Below are 16,285 nucleotides of genomic sequence, written 5' to 3'. Positions count from 1 at the left end.
GACCCCGGTCCGCGGGTCCCGGCAGGCTCGACCAGCGGGAGGTCAGTCGCCGAACGGCCCGACGCGGACCAGCGACCGCGGGCGCGACGCCAGGTCGGCGGCGAGCTCGCGCACGTCGTCGGCCGTGACCGCGCGGACCCGCTCGAGCGACTCCTCCAGGCTGAGCAGCTCGCCGTAGACCAGCTCGGCCTTGCCGAGGCGGCTCATGCGCGACCCCGAGTCCTCGAGGCCCAGCACGAGCCCGCCCGAGAGCTGGCCGATGCTGCGCGTCAGCTCGGCGTCGGTGATGTTCTCGCCCGCCATGCGCTCCAGCTCGGCCACCAGCAGCTCGGTGACCTGGTCGACCTTCGCGGGCGAGCAGCCCGCGTAGAGCCCGAACGTGCCGAGCCCGCCGTGCCCGGAGGCGAAGGAGTACGTGGTGTACGCCAGGCCGCGGCGCTCGCGCACCTCCTGGAACAGGCGCGACGACATGCCGCCGCCCAGGACGGCGTTGAGCACCGACAGGGTGAAGCGGCGGTCGTCCGTGGCGGCGAGCCCGGTGGACCCGATGATGACGTTGGCCTGCTCCACCTGGCGGCGGACGGTCAGCTCGACGCCGTCGACGGGGACGCCCGCGGCGTCGGCCGCGGTGGCACGGCGGTCCCGCGGCACCGCGCCCGCGGGGAGGTCCCAGCCGCCCGCGGCGAGGGCGTCCGTCACCTGCGCGACGAGCGCGTCGTGGTCGACGCCGCCGGCCGCGGACACCACGAGGGTCTCGGGCCGGTAGTGCCAGCGGTAGTGCTCCCAGACGGCGCCGCGGGGCACGGCGCGGATCGTGTCCGGCGTGCCGCCGATCGGCCGGCCGAGCGGGTGCGTGCCCAGCACGGCGGCGGAGAACTCCTCGTGCACGACGTCGCCCGGGTCGTCGTCGTTCATCGCGAGCTCTTCGAGGATGACGCCGCGCTCGGTCTCGAGCTCGCCCTCGTCGAGGCGGGCGGAGGTGACCATGTCGGCGATGACGTCGACCGCCATCGGCAGGTCGGCGTCGAGCACGCGGGCGTAGTAGCAGGTGTGCTCCTTGCCGGTGGCGGCGTTGGCCTCGCCGCCGACGGCGTCGAACGCCTCGGCGATGTCCATCGCCGTGCGCCGGCCGGTGCCCTTGAACAGCAGGTGCTCGAGGAAGTGGGTGGAGCCGAAGTGACCGTCGGTCTCGTCGCGCGAGCCCACGCCGACCCAGGCGCCCACCGTCGCCGAGCGCAGGCCCGGCATCTGCTCGGTGAGCACACGAACACCGCCGGGCAGGACGGTGCGACGGATCGTCGCACCGTCCTGCCCGGCGGTCAGGTCGGCACCGGGCTCGCCCGTGGGGACGAGCGGGAGGTGCCAGGTCATCGGAGCGTCAGGCCTCCACCTGGTCCGACGCCGCGGCGTCGGCGGCGGGCGCGTCGGCCTCGTCGGCCTTGTCGTCCTCGGTGACCGCGACCAGCGAGAGCTTGCCGCGCGGGTCGATCTCACCGATCTCGACCTGGACCTTCTGGCCCACGGACAGCACGTCGTCGACGTTCTCGACGCGCTTGCCGCCCACGAGCTTGCGGATCTGGCTGATGTGCAGCAGACCGTCCTTGCCCGGCGAGAGGGAGATGAACGCGCCGAACGACGTCGTCTTGACGACGGTGCCGACGAAGCGCTCGCCCACCTCGGGGACGTGCGGGTTGGCGATCGCGTTGATCGCCGCGCGGGCGGCCTCGGCCGAGGGGCCGTCGGTGGCGCCGATGTAGACGGTGCCGTCGTCCTCGATGGAGATGTCCGCGCCCGTCTCCTCCTGGATCTGGTTGATCATCTTGCCCTTGGGCCCGATGACCTCGCCGATCTTGTCGACCGGCACCTTCACGGAGATGACGCGCGGGGCGTTCGGGGACATCTCGTCGGGCACGTCGATCGCCTCGGCGAGCACCTCGAGGATGGTCAGGCGCGCGTCGCGGGCCTGGGTCAGCGCGCCGGCCAGGACCGACGCCGGGATGCCGTCGAGCTTGGTGTCGAGCTGGATGGCCGTGACGAACTCGCTGGTGCCGGCGACCTTGAAGTCCATGTCGCCGAACGCGTCCTCGGCGCCCAGGATGTCGGTCAGGGCGGCGTAGCGGGTCTCACCGTCGACGGTGTCGGAGATGAGGCCCATCGCGATGCCGGCGACCGGAGCCTTCAGCGGGACGCCCGCGTTGAGCAGCGACAGCGTCGAGGCGCAGACCGAGCCCATCGAGGTCGAGCCGTTGGAGCCGAGGGCCTCGGACACCTGGCGGATCGCGTAGGGGAAGTCCTCGCGGCTCGGCAGCACGGGCACGAGCGCCCGCTCGGCCAGCGCGCCGTGACCGATCTCGCGGCGCTTCGGGCTGCCGACGCGGCCCGTCTCGCCCGTGGAGAACGGCGGGAAGTTGTAGTTGTGCATGTAGCGCTTGCGCGTGACCGGCCCGAGCGAGTCGATCTGCTGCTCCATGCGCAGCATGTTCAGCGTGGTGACGCCCATGATCTGGGTCTCGCCGCGCTCGAACAGGGCGGAGCCGTGCACGCGCGGGATGACCTCGACCTCGGCCGACAGGGTGCGGATGTCCGCGAGCCCACGACCGTCGATGCGCACGCCGTCGGTGAGGACGCGCTGGCGGATGAGCTTCTTCTGCAGCGCGCGGTACGCGGCCGACAGCTCCTTCTCGCGGCCCTCGAAGCGCTCGCCGAGCGCGCCGAGCAGGCCCTCCTTGAGCTCGTCCAGGCGGTTCTCGCGGTCCTGCTTGTCCGCGATCGCGAGCGCGTCGCGCAGGGTCGTGGCGACCTCGTCCTCGACGGCGGCGAACGCGTCGTCCTGGTAGTCCAGGAAGACCGGGTACTGCTTGACCTCCTTGGCCGCCTGGGCGGCGAGCGAGGCCTGCGCCTCGCAGAGGGCCTTGAGGAACGGCTTCGACGCCTCGATGCCCTGGGCGACGACCTCCTCGGTCGGCGCGGCGACGCCCTCGCTCTTGATGAGCTTCCAGGCGTCGTCCGTCGCCTCGGCCTCGATCATCGCGATCGCGACGTCGTCACCGACGACACGGCCGGCCACGACCATGTTGAACACGGCGCGCTCGAGGTCCGAGTACTTCGGGAACGCGACCCACTGGCCGTCGATCAGCGCGACGCGCACGCCGGCGACCGGGCCGGAGAACGGCAGGCCGGAGATCTGCGTGGACGCCGACGCGGCGTTGATCGCCAGCACGTCGTAGGCGTCGTCGGGGTGGATGGACAGGACGTCGATGACGACCTGGACCTCGTTGCGCAGGCCCTTGACGAACAGGGGGCGCAGCGGGCGGTCGATGAGGCGGCAGGCGAGGATCGCCTCCGTCGAGGGACGGCCCTCGCGGCGGAAGAACGAGCCGGGGATGCGGCCCGCGGCGTACATGCGCTCCTCGACGTCCACCGTCAGCGGGAAGAAGTCGAACTGCTCCTTGGGGTGCTTGCCGGCCGTCGTGGCCGACAGCAGCATCGTCTCGCCGTCCAGGTACGCGGCGACGGAGCCGGCGGCCTGGCGGGCGAGGCGGCCCGTCTCGAAGCGGACGGTGCGGGTGCCGAAGCGGCCGTTGTCGATGACGGCCTCGGCGAACTGGATCTCGGGACCCTCCACGGGTGCCCTCCTTGATCTCGAGGGCGCCGCCGCGGCTCGGCGGTCTTCGATCGAGGCCCACGGAGCCGTGCCCGGCCCGTGGGCCGGACGGTTCGGGGGGCCACTACCGAGGACCGGACGAGAATCCGGCGGCGCGGTGTGGTGTGACGAGCGAGAGCCCGTCACCGTTCAGTCATGGTGACATCACACCAGACCAGCCCGGCCCCTGCGAGAGGTGACCGGGCTGGCGGGCGGTGTCAGCGGCGCAGGCCGAGCCGCGCGATGAGGCTGCGGTAGCGCTCGATGTCGACCTTCTGCAGGTAGCCCTGCAGGCGGCGGCGCTGGCCGACGAGGAGGAGCAGGCCACGACGCGAGTGGTGGTCGTGCTTGTGCTCCTTGAGGTGCTCGTTCAGGTCGTTGATCCGCTGGGTCAGCAGAGCGATCTGCACCTCGGGCGAGCCGGTGTCGCCCTCGTGGGTCGCGTACTCGGTGATGATGGACTGCTTGGTGGCAGCGTCGAGCGGCATGGCTCTCCTTCGGTGTGTCGTTGCGCGGTGCTCCGGGACTCGTTCACCGGGGCGCTCTGGATCCGCGGCCGTTCAGACGGCCTCACCATGCTACCAGCGCGCCGCCCGCCGGAGTCCGGCGGGCGGCGCGACGTGGGCCACGACACATCGGGGGCGCACCGGGCGGCGGGGTCAGTCGCCGTCCTGCCCTGCCGGGTGCCCGTCGACCTGGCGGAACGTCGTGCCGTCGTCGACGGACAGGACGCCCGCGAACCGCAGCAGGTCGCTGATCGTCGTGATCATCTTCCCGCCGTCCACCCGCACGCCCTGCGCCGGGGTCCACTCCTGGCTCAGGTAGGACCCGGGGTCCGCCCGCAGGAGGTAGACGAAGGTCTCGCACAGGATCCGGCTGCCGACGTCGCCGAGGAAGTTGCCGTTCCCCTGCACCTCGGCCTCCTTGAGCACGTAGTACCAGAGCGGGGTGCCGCCGAGCTCCGCCAGGGCGTCCTTGACGTCCTGCGTGGCGCCGCGCGTGAGCTGTTCCGCGGTCAGGGCGGGGACGTGCAGGGCCCGGGCCACCTCCTCGCCGGTGGGCAGGGAGAGCCAGTACCCCCGCAGCAGGTTGCGCTGCGCGAGCTGCTTGAGCAGGGCGCTGACGCCGGGGTCGAGCCCCGCGTCGTTGCCCTCCTTGAGCATGGTCGACAGGCCGTTGGCCAGGAACGGGTCGATCTTCGCCGCGGAGCGCCGGCGGTCGGGGTCGCCCTTGTCGACGAACCGCGCCCAGTCGATCGGCCAGTTCGACGGCAGCACCTCCCCGGGCGGGGCACCGCTCGGGACGAGGCCTCCGCCGCCGGTGAACTCGAAGAGCTGCACGAGGCTCGCGAAGGCGGCGCGGGGCGGCCCGGCCGGCGGCACGACCTTGCCGAAGTTGAGGTTGAAGTCGTAGCCGTTGCGGATCATGGAGTGCCCGAACCGGAACGCGGCGACCGCGAACTCGAGCGGCATGGCGGCCTTGCGCCGGGGCCGGAACAGCAGCGACGGCTCGACCAGCACCTCGTCGAGCACCCCCGGCTTCGTGAGCGTGCGGAGGTAGTCGTTGACGACGAGCCACTGGTAGTGGTGCTGCGTGAGCTGCTGGGCACGGTCGAAGACCGCCCGGTCGTCGACCGTGAGCCACGGCTCGATCTGGCGCACCCGGTCCACGACGGCGTTGTGGAACCGGATGACGCCCAGGTGGAGCTGGGCCACGACGAGGTTCTCGTCGTTGCGCCCGTCGGGGATCTTCGCCGACCCGGGCGCCGGGCGGTCCTCCTCCGGCACGGGGAGCGCCGCGACCTCGGCGGCCGAGAACCGCGGCAGGTCGCGCTGCGGGTCCTCCCCCGGGGGCACGAGCACGAACCCCGGCACCGGGGTCGTCGCCACCCGGCCCAGCGCGAGCTTGGCCGGGTCGGTCGTCGCGTAGGCGGCCTCGCTGCGCGTGGTCCGCCGGCCCGGCTCGCCCGGGAACCGCGGCCCGCTGCCGTACAGGCTGTCCAGGTTGAGGAAGGGGTGCCGGCCGTTGTGCAGGCTCCGGACCACCGCCTCCGGCGGGAACGCCGTGAACGGGTCGGCGACGATGTCGCCCAGGACGAGGTCGCCCGGCCGCGGGCGCTCGCCGTCCTGCGGCCGCGTGTCCGGCCCGTTGGTGTTCAGGGTGATGTCGTGGTCGATGAACTGGCCCCAGTACGTGTAGATCGCGGGGACCGTGGAGTCGAGCGCCGGGTCGGGCGGGCCAGCGGGCTCGATCATCGCGGCCCCGAGCTTCTTCAGCGCCTCGACGACCGCGTCGACGGTCGGGTTGGCGATCGGTCCCGCCGGCGGCTCGGCCCCGTCGGCGACCGGCAGGTGCGCCGCCGGGAACCGGCCGCGCAGGTCGCGGAAGAGGTAGTCGAACGACGTGGTCGCGTCGAACCGCTCCTCGACGATGTCGCGCAGGACGGCGAGCTCCGTCTCGTGGAGCAGCGGCGCGGGCGACGACCCCGGGTCCTTGTCGGGCCGGGGTCGAGGGCGCGGGCGCGGCACGACCTGACCGCCGTGCCGCACGCTGCGCACGGTGCGGCCGACGGGGTCCGAGTGGACGTCGGGTCCGGGCTCGGGCGCCTCCTGCTCGATGGTGTGCTGAGCCGCCATGGCTCTGCCCCTCTCGGGAGTGGGCGGGCGCCGGGCACGCTCGGTCCGGCGCGCGAGGCACGTCCCGGGCCGCCCAGCCGGACGACCCGGGACCGCGCGCTGCGACGCGGCACCGCAGTGGAACAGGGAGTGCGGTGCACACGCCGTGACCGGGCCGCAGGTCCCCCGCGGCCCACGGGCCGGGCACCGCCCGGTCCGTCACGTCAGGAAGGAGCGGCGGCCTCGGGTCCCGTGACCGCCCGCGCGCGGTTTCACCCGGTGGCGCGGCCGGCGGCCCGCCGGTGGTCAGCGCAGAAGGTCAGCGCAGGAGGTCGCGCGCGCGGTCGACGTCGGCGTGCATCTGCGCCACCAGCGGCTCGATGCCGTCGAAGCGGAGGGTCGGGCGGAGGCGCTCGACGAGCTCCAGCACCACCGTCTCGCCGTACAGGTCCAGGTCGTCGCGGTCGAGCACGTACGCCTCGACGCGGCGCTCCACGCCGTCGAACGTGGGGTTGGTGCCCACCGAGATCGCGGCGGGAAGGTCGGCGTCGGGGTCGCGCGGGTCGGCCTCGGCGAGCTGCGGGCGCAGGAGCCGCCCGGCGTAGACGCCGTCCGCCGGCACCATGCCCTCCGCGTGCCCGAGGTTCGCCGTCGGGAAGCCCAGCTCGCGGCCGCGGGCGTCGCCGTGCACCACGGTGCCGCGCACCCGGTGGGGCCGTCCGAGCACGTCCGCCGCCTGCGCGACGTCCCCCTCCGCCAGCAGGGCCCGGGCCGCCGACGACGACCAGCGCTCGCGCGCGCCGCCGGCGCCCGGCGCGCACTCGCCGACGTCGTCCACGGCCACGACCTCGAAGCCGTGCGTGCCGCCGAGCTCGACCATCGTGGCGAGCGTGCCCGCGTTCCCCTTGCCGAACCGCACGTCGTGCCCCACGACCACGCTGCGCGCCCCCAGCCCCTCCACGAGGTACCGGGTGACGAACTCCTCCGGCGTCTGCGCGGCGAGGTCGAGCGTGTACGGGACCACGAGGACGGCGTCCAGGCCGGTGCGCCCGAGCAGGTCGAGGCGGTCGCGCAGCCCGGTCAGCAGCTCGGGCGCCGTCTCGGGGCGGTGCACCCGGGCGGGGTGCGGGTCGAAGGTCAGCGCCACCGCGAGGCGGTCGTCGGCGCGGGCGAGCCCGACGAGGCGCCGCAGCACGGCCTGGTGGCCGCGGTGCACGCCGTCGAAGTTGCCGATCGTGACGACCGACGGGCCGAACCCGTCGGGGACCTGGTCCAGGTCCGTGAACACCTGCACGGGTCGCGCTCCGTCTCGTCGATGGCCGGCTGGTCGGCACCCGCGCCGGGTGCCGACCGTCAAGGATAGACCGACGCCGGCCGCGCGGACCGCCTCACCCGGGGAGCATCGCCGCGGCGGCCCGGAGGTACCGCTCGGGTCGAAGTCGTCGAGCAGGGCACGCTGCATGAGGAAGCCCTGGCCGAGGCCCAGCATCACCGGGATAGGCAGCCCCGCGGCGGGCCGGGTGCGCAACCACGCACGGAGGGCGTCCCTCTCACCCGGAGACCGCCATGTCGTCGACCACCGACGCCCCCGCTCCCGCACCGGCCGGCCCGCCGCGCCCTGTCCCGCACACGCCCTGGGGCCGGGTCGTCGCTCTGGCGCTCGGCGTCTCCGCCGTCGTCGGCGTCCTGGTGCTCGCCTTCTCCTGGCCCGCCGTCACCGCCGAGCCGAGGGACCTCCCCGTCGCCGTCGCGGGGCCGCCCCAGGCCGTCGCCGGGCTGGGGGCGACCCTCGACGAGGCGCAGCCGGGCGCCGTCGACCTCCTGCCGGTCGCCGACCGGGACGCCGCCGTCACCGCGGTCGAGGCCCGCGACGCCTCCGGCGCGATCGTCCTCGGCACGTCGCCCGAGGTGCTGACCGCCTCGGCCGCGAGCTCTGCCACGAACCAGCTCCTCACTTCGGTCGCCGCTCAGCTGCAGGCCGGGCTCGCCCAGCAGACGCAGGCCGCCGGCCAGGACTCGGGCCAGGGCGCCGCGGCCGCCCCGCCCACCGTGACGGTGACCGACGTCGGCCCCCCTGTCCCCCGACGACCCGCGCGGCACCGGCCTGACGGCGGCCATGTTCCCGCTCCTGCTCGGCGGGCTCGCCGGCGGCGTCGCCATCTCGCTCCTGGTCGTCGGCGCGCTGCGCCGCGTCCTCGCCGTGGCGGTCTACTCGGCCGTGGGCGGCCTCGTCCTCGTCGCCGTGCTGCAGTCGTGGTTCGGGGCGCTGCAGGGCGACTGGTGGACGAACGCGGCGGCCGCCGCGCTCGCGCTGGCCGCCGTCGCAGCGCCGATCACGGGCCTCGTCGCCGTGCTCGGCCGCGCGGGGATCGCCTTGGGCGCGGTGACGATGATGCTCGTGGCCAACCCGATCTCCGGAGCCACCGTGCCGCCCGAGTTCCTGCCCTGGCACTGGGGCGCGATCGGCCAGTGGTTCCCGCCCGGGGCGGGCGCCACCCTCCTGCGCGACCTGTCCTACGTCCCGGCCGCCGACGCGGGCGCCGCGTGGCTGGCCCTCGGCCTCTGGGCCGGCGCCGGCGTGGTCCTGTCGCTCGTGGGACACCTGCGGACCGCCGGCGGCGCCGAGCCCGACGAGGACGCCGCGCGCGACGAGGCCCTGGAGCGCGGTGCTCGGCACCGCGAGCCCGCCCTGCAGGCCTGAGGCGGCGAGGTCAGCCGCCCGCGGGCGCGAGGACGAGCACGGGCTTCGCCAGCGCCTCGCCCCGGCGCCGGGTGTCCTCCAGCAGCGCGACGAGCGCGCCGTCCGGCCCGATCGCCGCGACGGTGCCGCGCTCCCCGCTCTCGGGCACCCACTGCCCGTACCCGAGCGCACGGGCCTCGTCCTCGGTGAGGTCGCGCACGGGGAACGTCGCGCGGGCCGCGTCGGCGAGCGGCAGCGTGGCGAGCACGCCGTCGGCGTCGGCCTGCGCCTCCAGCTGCTCGAGCGTGCGAGCCCCCGCCAGGTCGTAGCCGCCCACCCGGGTGCGCCGCAGGGCCGTGAGGTGGCCGCCCGTGCCGAGCGCGGCGCCCAGGTCGCGCGCGAGCGCGCGGACGTACGTCCCCGAGGAGACGACGACCGACACGTCGACGTCGAGCACGGCGACGCCCCCCGCCGTCGTCCCGGCCCGCGTCGCGAGCACGTCGAAGCGGCTCACCGTGACGGGGCGCGCCTCGAGGACGACGTCCTCCCCCGCCCGGGCGCGCGCGTAGGCCCGCTTCCCGTCCACCTTGATCGCGCTGACCGTGGTGGGCACCTGCCGGATGTCCCCGGTGAGCACCGCGACCTCGCGCGCGAGGTCCTCGCCCGGCACGCCCCCGCCGACGCCGGCCGAGGCGACGACCTCGCCCTCCGCGTCGTCGGTCGTGGTCACCACGCCGAGCCGGATCGTCGCGTCGTACGCCTTGTCGGCGCCGACCACGTACGTCAGGAGCCGGGTGGCCCGGCCCACCCCGACGACGAGCACGCCCGTCGCCATGGGGTCGAGCGTGCCGGCGTGCCCCACCTTGCGCGTGCCCGCCAGGCGGCGGCAGCGCCCGACGACGTCGTGGCTGGTCCAGCCCGAGGGCTTGTCGACCACCAGGAACCCGTCGGGCGCGGTAGGGCGGCGGTGCGGCGCGGGGTGTGCCGGAACGGTCATCGGGTCTCCGTCGTCATGGATCGCGTGGTCGTGGACCGGGTGGTGGTCGCGGGTCGGGCCCGCACGGCGTCGAGCTGTGCCCTGATGAGCACGGCCCGTACCTCGAGGCCCAGGTCGGCCAGCGGCGCGACGTCGGCCGGACTGCGGTCGATCGCGCACAGCACCGTCTCGACGACGGCACCCTCGGCACGCAGCGCGAGGGTCGCATCACGGACGGCGCCGCCCGTGGTGATGACGTCCTCGACCAGGGTGACCCTCCGCCCGGCGACGGGCGGCCCCTCCACCAGCTTCGCCGTGCCGTAGCGCTTGGCCTCCTTGCGCACGAACAGCGCCGGGAGGGCCGTGACCGAGCTGAGCACCGTCACGATCGGGATGCCGCCGAGCTCGAGGCCGCCGAGCTGCTCCGTGCCGGGCGGGACGAGCGGCGCCATCTGACGCGCCACCCGGGCGAGCAGCGCCGGGTCCGTCTCGAACAGGTACTTGTCGAAGTACTCGGTGGCCTGCCGGCCGCTGCGCAGCGTGAAGGTGCCGGTGAGCCGACAGGCCCGGTCGACGTCGCGGGCGAGGTCAGGATCGGGATCGGTCATGACCCCATCCTGGCCCAGGCCCGCGACGGCGACGGGAGCGGGTCAGACCTCGCCGGCGTCGTCCTCGCCCGGCTTGCGGTACGGGTCCGCCTCGCCGGCGAAGCCCTTGCCCTCGCGCAGCGCGGCGAGCTCGGCGTCGCGGCGCCGCGCCTCGATGAGCGCGGCGTCCAGGTGCGCGGCGTTCTCCGGCATCGAGTCCAGGAAGAACTCGAGGGTCGGTGTGAGCCGCACGCCCGTCTGCTTGCCGACCTCCGAACGGATCACGCCCTTGGCGCTCTCCAGCGCCGCCGCGGTGCCCGCCCGCTCCTCGTCGGTGCCGAGCACCGTGTAGAACACCGAGGCGTTCTGCAGGTCCCCCGTCACGCGCACGTCGGTGACGGTCACGAACCCGAGGCGCGGGTCCTTGATCCGGGTGTCGAGCATCTGCGCGACGATCTCCTTGATGCGGTCCGCCAGCTTGCGGGCGCGCGGGTTCTCGGGCCTGTCGCCCTTCTGACCAGGCATTGCGTCTCCCTCTCTCACGCCGACGGCGCCCCGCCCCGCCCCCTGCTCGTCTCGAGCGGGGCGGGGCGGGGCGCCGTCAGGCTGTACCTAGCAGCGCGACCGTCAGGCGCGCGGCTTCTCGCGCATCTCGAAGGTCTCGATGATGTCACCCTCGGTGACGTCGTTGAACGACCCGAGACCGATACCGCACTCGAAGCCCTCGCGGACCTCGGTGACGTCGTCCTTCTCGCGGCGCAGCGACTCGATCGTGAGGTCGTCCCCGACGATCTTGCCGTTGCGCAGGACGCGCGCCTTGGTGTTGCGGCGGATGGTGCCCGACCGGATGATCGAGCCCGCGATGTTGCCGAACTTCGAGGAGCGGAAGACCTGGCGGATTTCCGCCGTGCCCAGCTGGGCCTCCTCGTACTCCGGCTTGAGCATGCCCTTGAGGGCCGCCTCGACGTCGTCGATCGCCTGGTAGATGACCGAGTAGAACTTGACCTCGACGCCCTCGCGGTCCGCGAGGTCCTCGACACGCTCACCGAACTTCACGTTGAAGCCGATGATGATCGCGTTGTCGACCGTGGCCAGGTTGACGTCGTTCTGCGTGATCGCACCGACACCGCGGTGGATGACGCGCAGCTCGACCTCGTCGCCGACGTCGATCTTGAGCAGCGCGTCCTCCAGCGCCTCGACGGCACCGGAGACGTCGCCCTTGAGGACCAGGTTGAGGGTCTCGACCTTGCCCTGCTCGAGCGCCTTGGTGAAGTCCTCCAGGCTGATGCGCTTGCGGCGCTTGGCCAGGAGGGCGGCACGCTCGGCAGCCTCGCGCTTCTCGGCGATCTGACGGGCGGTGCGCTCGTCCGGCGCCACCAGGAAGGTGTCGCCGGCGCTCGGCACCGAGGCGAGGCCCAGGACGAGGACCGGACGCGCCGGGCCTGCCTCCTTCAGCGACTCGCCGTGCTCGTCGAACATCGCACGGACGCGGCCGTGGGCCGTGCCCGCGACGATCGCGTCGCCGACGCGCAGGGTGCCCGACTGGACGAGGACGGTCGCGACGGCGCCGCGGCCCTTGTCGAGGTTGGCCTCGATGGCCACACCGCGCGCGTCCTTGTCCGGGTTCGCCCGCAGGTCGAGCGACGCGTCGGCCGTGAGCAGCACGGCCTCGAGCAGCTGCTCGATGCCCTGGTTCTGCTTGGCGGAGACGTCGACGAACATCGTCTCGCCGCCGTACTCCTCGGCCACCAGGTTGTACTCGGTGAGCTGCTGGCGGATCTTGTCGGGGTTGGCCCCCTCCTTGTCCACCTTGTTCACCGCGACCACGATCGGCACGTTCGCCGCCTGGGCGTGGTTGAGCGCCTCCACCGTCTGCGGCATGACGCCGTCGTCGGCGGCGACCACGAGGATCGCGATGTCCGTCACCTGGGCACCACGGGCACGCATGGCGGTGAACGCCTCGTGACCCGGGGTGTCGATGAAGGTGATCGGGCGGTCGACGCCCTCGTGCTCGCGGCGCACCTGGTAGGCACCGATGTGCTGGGTGATGCCGCCGGCCTCGCCGGAGACGACGTCGGTCTGGCGGATCGCGTCGAGAAGACGCGTCTTGCCGTGGTCGACGTGACCCATGACGGTGACCACCGGCGGACGCGGCATGAGGTCCTCGTCCGACTCCTCGGCCTGCTCGGCCTCGAGGTCGATGTCGAAGGCCCCGAGCAGCTCCCGGTCCTCCTCCTCGGCCGACACCATCTCGATGACGTAGCCGAGCTCCGTCGCGAGCGTGCCGAACGTGTCCTCGTCGAGCGACTGCGTGGCGGTGGCCATCTCACCGAGGTGGAACAGCACCGTCACCAGGCTGGCGGGGTTCGCGTCGATCTTGTCCGCGAAGTCGTTCAGGGACGAGCCGTGACGCAGACGGACGACGGTCGTGCCGTTGCCGCGAGGGACCTGCACGCCGCCGAGCGACGGCGCCTGCATCTGCTCGAACTCCTGGCGCTTCGCCCGCTTCGACTTGCGGCCGCGGACGGGACGACCGCCCGCACGACCGAACGCACCCTGCGTGGCGCCACGGCCGGCGCCACCGCGCCCGCCGGGACGGCCGCCGAAGCCGCCGCCGCCACCGGGGCGGAAACCACCGCCGCCGCCGGGGCCACCACCGGGGCCACCGCCACGGCCGCCACGGCCGCCGCCGGCAGGTGCCGGCCGCTCACCGGGACGCGGCATCGAGGTCTTGCCGGGCATCATGCCCGGGTTCGGGCGCGGACCGCCCGGACGCGGCGCCGCGGGGCGGGGACCGCCCGGACGGGGACCGCCGGGACGGGGACCGCCGGGACGCTCGCCCGTGCGCTCGGTCGCGGCGGCGTCGCCGCCGCGCTCGGGGCGCTGCCCCGGGCGGGGCATGCCCTGGCTGGACGCGAACGGGTTGTTGCCCGGGCGCGGCGCACCGCCGGAGCCGGCGCCGGAGCGCTGACCCTGGCGCGGCATGCCCTGGCTGGACGCGAACGGGTTGTTGCCAGGACGCGGGGAACGACCGCCCTTGCCGTCACGGCCGTCACGGCCGTCACGGCCGTCACGGCCGTCACGCTGCTCGCGTGCGGCCGGGGCCGGCTTGGGGGCCGCAGGGCGCGGACCGGGGGTCGGAGCGCCGGGGCGCGAGGCCGCCGGCTGCGCGGGCGCCTGCTCGGCGGGCGCGGCCGGGGCTGCCTCTGCCGCCGGAGCGGCGGGCGCCTCTGCCACGGGAGCAGGGGTGGCCTTCGGGGCCGGCTTGGGAGCGGGCTTCGCCGGAGCGGCCTTCTGCTCGGCGCGCGGCGCCGCAGCCCTGGGCTCGGCAGACCTCGCCCCCGAGGACGCGGGAGCCGCGTCCTTGTACTTGTCGCGCATCATGCGCTCGACCGGTGCCTCGAGCGTCGAGGACGCCGACCGGACGAACTCACCCGACGTCTTCAGGTCGGCCAGCAGGGTCTTGCTCTCCACTCCGAGCTGCTTTGCCAGCTCGTGAACGCGGATCTTCGGCACGTCTCTCCTGTCTCGGCCCTCCTGCGGGACAGGGAGGCCGTCGTTAGTGCTGAGTACTCATCGCACGGAACTCATCGGGTGCCCATCGGCTTCTGACCCGCTTCCTTGTCGACATGGTGTGTGTGCGGCCGAGCAACGCTCGGTCGCGATGGCCCGTCCGCCGGGCGGCGGCGCGGGCCGGAGGGACTCAACGGTCCTGCTGCTCCAGGTGTTCCCGGACGTCCGTCAGGTCGACCGGTCCCGTGACGCGCAACGCGCGCGGCACGGCCCGACGACGCTCGGCGAGCGCCAGGCAGGCTGGCGTCGGATGGATCCAGGCGCCACGCCCCGGCAGACACCCTCGCACGTCGACCGCGAGACGTTCCTCGCGTCCCGACGGCTCGAGCACCAACCGCAGGAGAGCGGACCGCTGGTCACGCCCCCTGCACCCGACGCACGTCCGTACCGGTCCGGCGCTTTCCGGCGCGGTACGTGGGGAGGTCGAGGGCTGGGCGCGTGGCCCGGTCCCCGACAGTCTAGCGCGACGACCCACGTGCCGTGACCGGCCTCAGCCCACGGCGCCGCGGGACACCGCGGCGCCACCTGCGTCGTCACCCGTCGCGCCGCCGTCGGCCGGGGCCGCCTCGTCGGAACGGATGTCGATCCGCCACCCCGTCAGCTTCGCGGCGAGGCGGGCGTTCTGCCCCTCCTTGCCGATCGCGAGGGAGAGCTGGTAGTCGGGCACGACCGCCCGGGCCGCCTTCGCGTCCGCGTCGACCACCGTGACCGAGCTCACACGGGCGGGCGAGAGCGCGTTGGCCACGAACCGGGCAGGGTCGTCGCTGTGGTCGACGATGTCGATCTTCTCGCCGTGCAGCTCCGCCATGACGGCGCGCACACGCGCTCCCATCGGGCCGATGCAGGCGCCCTTGGCGTTCAGGCCGGCCACCTTGGAGCGGACCGCGACCTTGGAGCGGTGCCCCGCCTCGCGGGCGATCGCGGTGATCTCGACGGCGCCGTCGGCGATCTCCGGGACCTCCAGCTCAAAGAGCTTGCGCACGAGGCCAGGGTGGGTGCGGCTCAGCACGACCTGGGCGCCCTTCATCCCGCGGGAGACCTCGACGACGTACGCGCGCAGCCGCTCGCCGTGCACGTAGTCCTCGGTGGGCACCTGCTCGTGCGGGGGCAGCACGGCCTCCGTGCCGCCCACGTCCACGAGCACGACGCGCGGGTCGCGGCCCTGCTGGATGACGCCCGCGAGGACCTCGCCCTCCTTGCCGCGGAACATGCCGAGCACCTGGTCGTCCTCGGCGTCGCGCAGGCGCTGCACGATGACCTGGCGGGCGGTGGCAGTGGCGATGCGGCCGAAGTCGGCGGGCGTGTGGTCGAACTCGGGCCCGAGCTCGATCGTGGGCCGCGCCTCCGGGTCCTCGGGGTCGGGCGTGCGGATCTCCTCGCGGGCCCACACGGCGACGTGGCCGGACTTGCGGTCCACCTCGACGCGGGCGTGCTGGTAGGCGTCCGGCGTGCGGTGGTAGGCCGACAGCAGCGCCTGCTCGATGGCCGCGACGAGGACGTCAAGGCTGATGTCCCGCTCCCGCTCCAGCAGCCGAAGCGTGCTCATGTCGATGTCCATGGTCAGCCCTCCTCGTGACGGGCGGTGCCCGTGGTGTCGTCCCGGGCGTCGCCCGCGTCCGTGTGGTCCTCGTCGAGACGCTTGAGCTCGACCTCGATCTTCCCCTTGCGCACGTCGGCCATGGGCAGCCGCGCGCCGCCCTCGAGCACGAGCTCGGCCCCGTCGGCCCCGTCGGCCTCTCGGGCGTCCGTGAGGTCGACGTCGACCAGCCGGCCGGCCGCCGTCCCGCCGTCGCGCAGCTGCAGCGTCACGAGGCGGCCGCGGGCGCGCCGGAAGTGGCGCAGCTCCGTCAGCGGCCGGGACGTGCCGGGGGTCGAGGTCTCGAGCGTGTACGCGCCGGGCACGACGTCGTCGGCGTCGAGCGCCGCGGAGATCGCGCGCGAGGCGTCGCCGAGCGTGTCGGAGTCGAGGCTGCCCACCTGGTCCTCGGGCAGGTCCACCGTGATGCGCACGACCGACTTCTTGCCGGCCTGCGTCACGACCACGTCCTCCAGGAACAGGCCCGCCGCGTCGACCGCCGGGGCGACGACCCGCCGCACCGCCTCGGCCTTGGACCCGGCCGCCGTCGTGCGGCCGTGCTGCGCTGCCATCGCTGCCTCCCGTGGGTCACGTCGTTGAACTGCCGTGTGCTCCCCGCGCCGGGACGTCCCGCG

At 74.1% G+C, this 16,285-nt stretch carries 14 protein-coding genes; 1 reads left to right on the top strand and 13 read right to left on the bottom strand.

Features of this window, described 5'->3' with window-relative positions; all coding sequences use genetic code 11:
* Positions 1-42 precede the first annotated feature (42 nt).
* From ACQFYA_RS08665 to ACQFYA_RS08640, 6 genes are all read right to left on the bottom strand, one after another.
* Positions 43-1,371, bottom strand: a complete 1,329-nt coding sequence (locus ACQFYA_RS08665; protein ID WP_499123085.1) for a M16 family metallopeptidase — start codon at positions 1,369-1,371, stop codon at positions 43-45.
* A gap of 7 nt (positions 1,372-1,378) precedes the next feature.
* Positions 1,379-3,625 (bottom strand): polyribonucleotide nucleotidyltransferase, encoded by a 2,247-nt coding sequence (locus ACQFYA_RS08660; RefSeq protein ID WP_499123082.1) that lies wholly within the window; start codon positions 3,623-3,625, stop codon positions 1,379-1,381.
* Positions 3,626-3,861: 236 nt separating this feature from the next.
* Positions 3,862-4,131 carry a 30S ribosomal protein S15 gene (rpsO, locus tag ACQFYA_RS08655; protein WP_499123080.1) on the bottom strand — a complete coding sequence of 90 codons (270 nt, stop codon included), beginning with the start codon at positions 4,129-4,131 and terminating at the stop codon, positions 3,862-3,864.
* A gap of 171 nt (positions 4,132-4,302) precedes the next feature.
* Complete coding sequence (locus tag ACQFYA_RS08650) at positions 4,303-6,279, bottom strand: peroxidase family protein (protein ID WP_499123077.1); 1,977 nt, start codon at positions 6,277-6,279, stop codon at positions 4,303-4,305.
* Positions 6,280-6,577: 298 nt separating this feature from the next.
* Positions 6,578-7,552, bottom strand: a complete 975-nt coding sequence (locus ACQFYA_RS08645) for a bifunctional riboflavin kinase/FAD synthetase (RefSeq protein WP_499123074.1) — start codon at positions 7,550-7,552, stop codon at positions 6,578-6,580.
* A gap of 256 nt (positions 7,553-7,808) precedes the next feature.
* Positions 7,809-8,198, bottom strand: coding sequence for a hypothetical protein (locus ACQFYA_RS08640; protein WP_499123071.1), 390 nt, complete (start codon positions 8,196-8,198; stop codon positions 7,809-7,811).
* 176 nt (positions 8,199-8,374) lie between these two features.
* Between ACQFYA_RS08640 and ACQFYA_RS08635 the strand changes: the two genes are divergently transcribed.
* Positions 8,375-8,959 (top strand): hypothetical protein, encoded by a 585-nt coding sequence (locus ACQFYA_RS08635; protein WP_499123068.1) that lies wholly within the window; start codon positions 8,375-8,377, stop codon positions 8,957-8,959.
* A gap of 10 nt (positions 8,960-8,969) precedes the next feature.
* Here ACQFYA_RS08635 and truB read toward each other — a convergent pair whose 3' ends face one another.
* The 7 genes from truB to rimP all read right to left on the bottom strand — a co-directional run bounded on the left by truB (position 8,970) and on the right by rimP (position 16,222).
* Entirely contained in the window at positions 8,970-9,935 is a 966-nt protein-coding gene (truB, locus tag ACQFYA_RS08630) for a tRNA pseudouridine(55) synthase TruB (RefSeq protein ID WP_499123067.1), read from the bottom strand.
* The gene (gene pyrE, locus ACQFYA_RS08625; protein WP_499123065.1) at positions 9,932-10,522 is read right to left on the bottom strand and encodes an orotate phosphoribosyltransferase; all 591 of its coding nucleotides are present in this window, start codon (positions 10,520-10,522) and stop codon (positions 9,932-9,934) included. The genes truB and pyrE overlap by 4 nt, the downstream gene beginning before the upstream one ends.
* A gap of 42 nt (positions 10,523-10,564) precedes the next feature.
* Positions 10,565-11,026, bottom strand: coding sequence for a 30S ribosome-binding factor RbfA (gene rbfA / locus ACQFYA_RS08620; protein WP_499123063.1), 462 nt, complete (start codon positions 11,024-11,026; stop codon positions 10,565-10,567).
* 102 nt (positions 11,027-11,128) lie between these two features.
* Entirely contained in the window at positions 11,129-14,017 is a 2,889-nt protein-coding gene (infB, locus tag ACQFYA_RS08615) for a translation initiation factor IF-2 (RefSeq protein ID WP_499123060.1), read from the bottom strand.
* Positions 14,018-14,204: 187 nt separating this feature from the next.
* Positions 14,205-14,405, bottom strand: coding sequence for a YlxR family protein (locus ACQFYA_RS08610; RefSeq protein WP_499123057.1), 201 nt, complete (start codon positions 14,403-14,405; stop codon positions 14,205-14,207).
* Between the two features lie 159 nt (positions 14,406-14,564).
* Entirely contained in the window at positions 14,565-15,632 is a 1,068-nt protein-coding gene (gene nusA, locus ACQFYA_RS08605) for a transcription termination factor NusA (RefSeq protein WP_499123055.1), read from the bottom strand.
* Between the two features lie 2 nt (positions 15,633-15,634).
* Positions 15,635-16,222 (bottom strand): ribosome maturation factor RimP, encoded by a 588-nt coding sequence (gene rimP, locus ACQFYA_RS08600; protein WP_499123053.1) that lies wholly within the window; start codon positions 16,220-16,222, stop codon positions 15,635-15,637.
* Positions 16,223-16,285: the final 63 nt, after the last annotated feature.

It is taken from the genome of Promicromonospora sp. Marseille-Q5078, from assembly GCF_050315395.1.
GTDB lineage: Bacteria > Actinomycetota > Actinomycetes > Actinomycetales > Cellulomonadaceae > Isoptericola.
Note: the sequence above shows the minus strand (reverse complement) of the source record. Positions and strands in the feature narration are given on the sequence as shown.